The 6,215-nt window shown below is 39.4% G+C and carries 7 protein-coding genes; all 7 read left to right on the top strand.

The window, feature by feature from the left end:
- Nucleotides 1-140: 140 nt before the first annotated feature.
- Nucleotides 141-311, top strand: a complete 171-nt coding sequence (locus tag IBX40_10190) for a hypothetical protein (GenBank protein ID MBE0524686.1) — start codon at nucleotides 141-143, stop codon at nucleotides 309-311.
- An 85-nt stretch (nucleotides 312-396) separates the two neighbouring features.
- On the top strand, nucleotides 397-1,881 hold the full coding sequence (locus tag IBX40_10195; protein MBE0524687.1) for an ABC transporter substrate-binding protein: 1,485 nt from the start codon (nucleotides 397-399) through the stop codon (nucleotides 1,879-1,881).
- Nucleotides 1,882-1,899: 18 nt separating this feature from the next.
- On the top strand, nucleotides 1,900-2,832 hold the full coding sequence (locus IBX40_10200) for an ABC transporter permease (GenBank protein ID MBE0524688.1): 933 nt from the start codon (nucleotides 1,900-1,902) through the stop codon (nucleotides 2,830-2,832).
- Nucleotides 2,833-2,850: 18 nt separating this feature from the next.
- Nucleotides 2,851-3,693 (top strand): ABC transporter permease, encoded by an 843-nt coding sequence (locus tag IBX40_10205; GenBank protein ID MBE0524689.1) that lies wholly within the window; start codon nucleotides 2,851-2,853, stop codon nucleotides 3,691-3,693.
- Nucleotides 3,694-3,738: 45 nt separating this feature from the next.
- Nucleotides 3,739-4,374, top strand: a complete 636-nt coding sequence (locus IBX40_10210) for a methyltransferase domain-containing protein (GenBank protein ID MBE0524690.1) — start codon at nucleotides 3,739-3,741, stop codon at nucleotides 4,372-4,374.
- A gap of 31 nt (nucleotides 4,375-4,405) precedes the next feature.
- Nucleotides 4,406-5,326: a hypothetical protein gene (locus IBX40_10215; protein ID MBE0524691.1), complete on the top strand. Its 921-nt coding sequence runs from the start codon at nucleotides 4,406-4,408 to the stop codon at nucleotides 5,324-5,326.
- Nucleotides 5,327-5,797: 471 nt separating this feature from the next.
- Nucleotides 5,798-6,215, top strand: a 418-nt coding sequence (locus IBX40_10220; protein MBE0524692.1) for a DUF4198 domain-containing protein, incomplete at its 3' end; no start/stop codon positions are given.

Here is a 6,215-nt window from a genome sequence, read left to right on the forward strand (position 1 = left end):
ATTGATCAAACTGGATAAATCCGGTAACTGGATGTTCAAAGTCAGACACGCTGATTCGGGCAAGGGCGTTGAAGATCAGTATGATGAGAAGGTGATCACTGCGGTTCTCACTGTTATGGGAGTTCATTAAAGAGGTCGACATGGTAGGAAAATGCAATGGAAATACGGTCGTTAAAACCGCATTTTTAAATATAGATACCCCGACCCTTCAGGAAGGGCTGAAAAGTTTTGAAGGAACCGGAGTTAACAGGACCATGGTTCAGCTCGGTGGAGCTGACATCGAACTCGTATATGTAGACAGGATGAGATGACAAATAAAGGAGGAAGGAGGTAATAAAAGTGTTACTGAAAAAGATTTTTGGTATTATTCTGTTATGCATACTGCTAAGTAGCGTGATGATGGGCTGCATAGACCAACAATCCACTCAAAACTCAAAACAAACATTAACGATCGGATATGGCAAGGATACAAGTGTTGCTTCTCCGCAAATGATGGATTTCATGCCAGAGATGATGGTTCTGGAAAGGCTCATAGAATACAGAGATGGTGAAGTGCTGCCAAGTCTTGCAACTTCGTGGGACATCCAGGATAACGGCAAGACGATAGTTTTTCATTTAAAAAAAGATATTAAATTCTCGGATGGAAGCCCATTTACTGCTGAAGATGTAAAATTTACATTCGACAGGTTGAAAGCACTGAAATATTACCATTGGACTGAAGTTGATCGAATAAAAAGTGTGGAAGTGATTGATCTACATACGATAGCTTTTCATTACGAGGATGGAAAAGAAGGATACATTGCATTGACTGCTTTTGGAGAATATCATTGCAGTATTATGAGTCCCGTATCTGTTGAACCGAAGGGAAATATTAGTGGAAAGATCGTGAATCCCATCGGCACTGGACCCTGGAAGGTCGATAATTATGCAAAGGATCAACAAACGATATTCATATCGAACGAGTATTTTCAAGGTGAAACACCAAAATTGGATAAGATTGTTGTTAAAGTTATACCCGATGCCGAGACAAGGGTCCTGGCTCTCAGATCGGGCGATGTGGCTATGATTGTTGACTATTACCATGGTGGATCCAGCTATACTCCTAGAAATTTATTAGAGCCTTTGAAAAGCGAAGGATTCAATGTAATCAAAAATGAGATGCCGATGACCACGATAATTAATTTCAATTACAAAAAAGAGCCGTGGAACGATGTGAGAGTTAGAAAAGCCGTAAACTATGCAACCGATAAGGATGAGGTTTCAGCACTCTTCGATAACTGGGTGAATCCGGCAAAACACGGATTGTATAGTGAACAAGGACCATACATAAAAGAGGCAAAGGTAGAAGCATATCCCAACGATATAAATAAAGCAAAGACCTTACTTAAGGATGCAGGCTATGGGGAATTGAAGGCAGACCTCATATTGCAGGGTGAAAATCCCGATGAGGTTAAGCTCGGCGAGCTTATACAGGCACAACTCAAAAAAATTGGCATTCAGGTGAAGCTGAGCGTATTGGAGGGTGGTGCATACAGCGAAAGAAGGAATAAAGGGGATTATGATCTTAGGGTAAATTATATTGGAGGTCCCGAAAGGCGCGGCTACACGAGAACAGACGGCAGGTTCAATCCAAACGCTTCAGAGTTCGGGTACGGTGCATACGATGATCCTGAGTTGACAGACCTCCTTGAGAAGGCTGTGTCATCTTTCGATGGCAATGAGCGTCAAGAGGAATTCAAACAGTTTTACCAACTGCTCTACGAGAAGGCAGGTATCGTTCCACTCTACTATGATGCAGTGTTTATTGTAGCAGATAAGAAAGTGAAAGGGATAAAATATATAAGCTCAGAGCCTTGCTTTAGCGGGTTATGGATAGAATGAAGGCAAAATTGAAATAAAATGAAGAAGTACATAGCGAAAAGATTGCTTTTATTGATCCCGATTATGCTTGGGGCTTCTCTACTCTCCTTTTCCATCCTTTATCTTGCTCCTGGAGATCCTGCAGAGCTAATGCTTGAGAGGCAGTTGCAGGGTGCTCCAACTCAAGAACAGATAGATGCGTTCAAAGAGAAGCACGGATTAAACGCTCCAGTTCCAATCCAGTTTGGAGGATGGCTTTATAAGATATCGCATGGTGATCTTGGTACATCACTCAGGACTGAAGAGCCTGTGCTAAAGGAATTTCTTAATAGGTTTCCCGCATCTCTTGTGCTATTTTTTCTCTCGCAGATAATCTCCATTGCAATAGGGATTCCTCTGGGAATTATATCTGCAGTAAAACACAACTCGAAGGTGGACCATTTTTCCAGGTTGATTGCAATGTTTGGTGTTTCCATGCCAAATTTTTGGCTGGGCTTGCTTTTAATTCTTTTCTTTGCGGTTTATTTGGATTTGTTTCCAGCCTTTGGTTATGGAGAGATTTCGCATATAATCCTTCCGGCAGTAGCCTTGGGAGTATCAGGATGCGCATCTATAATGCGGTTAATGAGGGCAAGTATGCTTGAGGTTTTAAACCTGGATTATATAAGGACTGCGAGAGCAAAGGGTTTGTGTGAACAGGTCGTTATAGTAAAGCATGGTTTAAAAAATGCATTAATTCCAGTTGTAACATTTATCGGTTTTCATATCGGGCATCTCTTTTCCGGTATGGTGATTATCGAGACGGTATTTGCATGGCCAGGAGTTGGCAGATTCTTAATTCAATCTATACATTCAAGAGATTTTCCGGTAATCCAAGGCTTTGTTTTGATTATTGCAATGTTTTGTGTCTTTGCTATTCTGATCGTGGATATTTTGTATACATATTTGGATCCCAGAATACGGTATGAATGAGATGGAGAGAATAAAATAATGCTTAAGGTCGTTCAGCAGCTTAAAAAAGATAAAATGGCAGTGATTGGAATGATGATCATCCTTATTCTTACCTTCATTGCGATATTTGCCCCATACTTGTCTTTGTATAATCCAATGGAAGTAAACATGGAGAATCGTTTGCTGAGCCCAAGTGAAAAAAATCCTATGGGAACTGATCAGTTGGGCAGAGACCTTTTAAGCAGGATAGTTTATGGGACACGAGTTTCAATAGCTGCTGCGACAATGGCTACCCTTATGATTATGATTTTTGGGGTAATGATAGGTGCAATAGCAGGATACTTTGGCGGTATAATCGATCAAGCGATAATGCGTATAGTCGATGTATTGTTAGCATTTCCAAATTTGATTTTGACAATAGCGATTGCAGGAATGCTGGGACCTTCACTTATAAACCTTATAATTGCCATGACTGCAACCGGATGGGTAGGTTATTCGAGAATAGTTCGTGGTTCTGTTTTGTCTGTGAAAGAAAAAGAATTCGTAGAGGCGGCAAGAGCGATGGGTTGTAGTAATTCATATATTATAGTACGTCATGTCATACCAAATATTATTTCTCCGGTGATAGTGATTGCAACAATAGGTATGGGGAATACAATTCTATCGATCACCGGATTAAGTTTTTTAGGATTAGGAGCACAGCCTCCTACTCCAGAATGGGGTGCTATGCTTAGTGAAAGTAAATCTTTCATGACAACGGCACCACATTTAATGATTTTTCCGGGATTGATGATTATGATTGTCGTGTTAGCTTTCAATTTCCTAGGTGACGGATTAAGAGATGCATTGGACCCACGGTTAAAACAGGTAATGGTCAAATGACTTGTTGATACAGAATTTAAAATTAGAATATAGGAGAGATAAAGTATGGAATCTAGAAATACTGAAATAAAAGATAAAATCAGAGCTTTTTGGGATAACCCGCATCAGAACTATGATCGTGTTCATGCGCATGGTGTGTACTCAGAGCTGGAAAATGAAATATGGAGAAACGCATTGACTCAATTACTTGGAGAAAAAAAATTAAAAATACTGGATATAGGTACTGGTACCGGCTTCTTGGCATTGTTGCTGGCTGAGATGGGGCATAATGTGACAGGGGCTGATTGGTCAAATAGTAAACTGGAAGAGGCGAAAAAGAAGATAAAGGGCGAGATTACTATTAAGTTTGTGAAAGAAGATGCAGAAGACCTATCCTTCGAAGGCGATATATTTGATGCAGTGGTTAGCAGGCATGTGATCTGGACATTAACAAATCCAAAGGCAGTAATTAATGAATTGATAAGAGTGACAAAGCCTAAAGGACAAATCATAGTAGATGTGCCAGAAAAAAATTCTCATGTTGGTAATCATCATTTTGGTGAGGAAATTGGCAAAGAATTACCATTTTACAACGGTGCCGACCCAGAAGAGGTTGTTAAAATGTTTGAAGAAGCAGGACTGGGGAATATTTCTGTGCGAAATTTCGAAAAAATGACTTTAGTAAAAGGGGAAAAATTGTGAGCGAGAAATATTTCAGATCAGATAATGAGCAATGATAATAGACTCTATAATTCGTGCACTCGAACTTTGGATAATTGCACTTCCTTTTACGATCGTTGGTATATTATTAGCAAGTATTGCCATTGAATACAGAATATTTAATAGACTATCCCCATTACTAAAACCGATATTAGAAAGGGCACATTTTAGTTCAGGGTCAGGACTTGCTTTTATAACAGCATTTGGTTCGCCAATCGCGGCAACAGCGATGGTGGCTGAACTTTATACCGAGAAAAAAATAGACCAAAAGGAGGCTTTGTTAGCGACTGTGGCAACTTGGTTTCCGCAGACAATTTATGAAACTGTTGCTCATTTGTCTCCTATAATACCGCTGCTGGGAATAGTTGGTATTATATATATATGTCTATTTGTATCGAATGGAATAATAGTGGCAATATTGATGTTTATCATTGGTGGAAGATTGTTAACCGAAAAGAACTACGAATTTGTCAACAATTATGAAAGGATAATCTTTAGGACGGCGATTAAAAATAGCGCAAAAAGTTCGATAAGTCTTTTAAGACGACTTATGATTATAGGGCTCCCGGTAAGCATTGTAGCTATTACTCTTATTGATTTTGGAATATTTGATGCACTGCCAATATATCTCGGTTGGTTGCCTTTACCTCCCGAAGCACTGGCTATAATACCATTACAAATTGCAAACTCTATGGCGGCATACGTCACACTTGCAGATTTAATGAGAACAGGAACTTTAGATTTCAAGTCAACATTATTGACTTTACTGGTTGCAAATGTTTTTACGAGCTTGCGATATCTTTTTGGACATAGACTACCATATTACGTTGGAATTTTTGGAACTGCAGTAGGTATGAAGATAATATCAGTGATTGCAACATTGCGGCTCGGACTGACTTGTTTGATGATATTTGCTGTGATATTGTTTTTATGAAACTATGTTCAACCGCTGTATCAGCTAACAAGAAATGAGAGAGACATAGTCTATTTGATATGATGTGGACATACTATTGAAGGCTCCCTGATAATCCATCAACCTGCATTCCCATGTTGCTGTATCATGGAGATGGCCACCTAATCATATATTCTTATATCGTGCTACACACTCTTCGTACATTTCTAATTGAAATAATTTCATTGATAGTATTCACATTTGACGTGAATAATAAATGAGACGATAAGATAGTTTAAAAGTGGTTCTTTAATCGTTACCGGATTTCTTGTGAACATTGATTCCACAATCACAAAACAAAACATTTATTAAACAATAATTAACACGTTAATTTAAATTGGTATGAAATTGTGTGAACTTGAATTCCCATCGTAACACCGAAATCAACATTAGCTACTTCAGCCGCTGACTATGCATGTTGATTTTAGCAATTATTATCAGGAGGAATATTAAATGACAGATGAAAATATACCAGATGTTGTGCGCGGGCATGAGATCTGGCTTGAACACGATATGCAGCATGTGCATGTAGGAGAAACGGTTGAATGTAAAGTGCTCTTCGGGCATAACATGGCAATCGATGGATTAGCAGATATCAAAGGCGTGAAAGCGGCTGTTTTTGATCCGGTAAACAAGAAACATGATCTCACAGTAGACTCAGGGGATGGTTGCCTTATTGTAAGATTTGATCCGGTTCTCGATGGCTATCACACTGTTGCGCTTGAATATGATGCCGGGATATATACAGTCACGGATGAGGGATGGCATAAAGGTCCGAAGAGCGATTACGAGAACGTGAAAAGCAGCGGTTATTACTACCAGTATGCCAGGACCATCATCTCTGGACATGGATCGAAAGATCTTAATCCGG

Source organism: Methanosarcinales archaeon (assembly GCA_014859725.1).
Taxonomy (GTDB): Archaea; Halobacteriota; Methanosarcinia; order Methanosarcinales; family Methanocomedenaceae; genus Kmv04.

Bases quoted from the DNA above. Each gene is read 5' to 3' on its own strand.
- IBX40_10190 (MBE0524686.1), top strand. From the start codon at position 141: ATGGTAGGAAAATGCAATGGAAATACGGTCGTTAAAACCGCATTTTTA.
- IBX40_10195 (MBE0524687.1), top strand. From the start codon at position 397: ATGATGGGCTGCATAGACCAACAATCCACTCAAAACTCAAAACAAACA.
- IBX40_10200 (MBE0524688.1), top strand. From the start codon at position 1,900: ATGAAGAAGTACATAGCGAAAAGATTGCTTTTATTGATCCCGATTATG.
- IBX40_10205 (MBE0524689.1), top strand. From the start codon at position 2,851: ATGCTTAAGGTCGTTCAGCAGCTTAAAAAAGATAAAATGGCAGTGATT.
- IBX40_10210 (MBE0524690.1), top strand. From the start codon at position 3,739: ATGGAATCTAGAAATACTGAAATAAAAGATAAAATCAGAGCTTTTTGG.
- IBX40_10215 (MBE0524691.1), top strand. From the start codon at position 4,406: ATGATAATAGACTCTATAATTCGTGCACTCGAACTTTGGATAATTGCA.